Source organism: Bacteroides faecichinchillae JCM 17102 (genome assembly GCF_000614145.1).
Taxonomy (GTDB): domain Bacteria; phylum Bacteroidota; class Bacteroidia; order Bacteroidales; family Bacteroidaceae; genus Bacteroides; species Bacteroides faecichinchillae.
Window position 1 is genome coordinate 1 of record NZ_BAKK01000119.1, and the last position, 1,031, is coordinate 1,031.

Here is a 1,031-nt window from a genome sequence, read left to right on the forward strand (position 1 = left end):
GTCCCTTAAAAATACAATGGTCATGAAGACAATAACATTTGAAACTATGATTGGGGCATTACCACAAATGAATGATATATCACAATTGTTAGGATTAAATTCACAAAGTAACATTTCTCTTGCAACAATTGCAGCAGTACTTAATAAGGGTGGTATAATAAGAGTTGAAACAATAATAAAATCAGGAAAAGAATACGAAATAAAGAACTCATCAAAAGGAGGATTACTTTTTATACAAAATGCCAGCATAGAACATGACATATCTTTAATTCTATTTTTTGCTAGTGGGGGTAATTACGTTGTTTATCCGTCTAAAGGCGTTTCAGTCAATACTAATGAAACATCCGATAAACTTGTGGTCTATAGAAAAACAATAAATGGAGAGTTATATGTTAAAAACAATTCGAATTTTGATCGGACGGCTTTCGTATGTTTTATTTCAATTAAGTAATAATCGCTCCTGAAGAAATTGTGCTTCAGGAGCAATTATTATATCATCCCCATTCACTCCAAGTTACTCCACTTATTGCTTATCAAAATATAATATACTAAAAGTATGATTTGATTCAAACTTTAATCATAATAGTTTAACATCTAACCACAGTGCAATATATTCTGATTATTTACCCAAATAAGATATATTAAAAAGGAACTCATGATCAGTTTTATTTTGTATTTCTGTTTTATATTCTTCAGCTTTGTATACATTAACTTTACCAACAGTATCCTTTACCGTTGTCATAAGCTCGTAATTTAATTGTTTTATAATATTAACATGTCCTGCGCTCAATAAAATAATAGCTGAGAATCCTTTTGAACTGGAAGTAATATTTATTTGACCATAACTATAATCAAGAGAAATAGTATCCCCTTCTTTTAAATTTATAAACCTCTTATAAGGAACGAATTCAGTTATAACAGGCATCAATCCTTTATTCCCATTTGTTGCCACTGGAATATTCTCCATGAGTTCTTTCATCACACTACTATCGCTTAACTTCACTGTTTTTATCATACCATTATACTTTTAA

General features: G+C 29.6%; 2 protein-coding genes. One reads left to right on the forward strand and one right to left on the reverse strand.

All coding sequences use genetic code 11. The annotated features are described in order from the left end of the window. Positions 1-451: hypothetical protein (locus tag JCM17102_RS25410; protein WP_033887267.1), on the forward strand; the 451-nt coding region annotated here is incomplete at its 5' end. Between the two features lie 168 nt (positions 452-619). Here the strand turns inward: JCM17102_RS25410 and JCM17102_RS20995 are convergent. Further along, positions 620-1,015 (reverse strand): hypothetical protein, encoded by a 396-nt coding sequence (locus JCM17102_RS20995; protein WP_025076566.1) that lies wholly within the window; start codon positions 1,013-1,015, stop codon positions 620-622. Positions 1,016-1,031: the final 16 nt, after the last annotated feature.

Excerpts from the sequence above, each read along its gene's own strand:
- JCM17102_RS20995 (WP_025076566.1), bottom strand. The coding sequence starts at position 1,015 with ATGATAAAAACAGTGAAGTTAAGCGATAGTAGTGTGATGAAAGAACTC.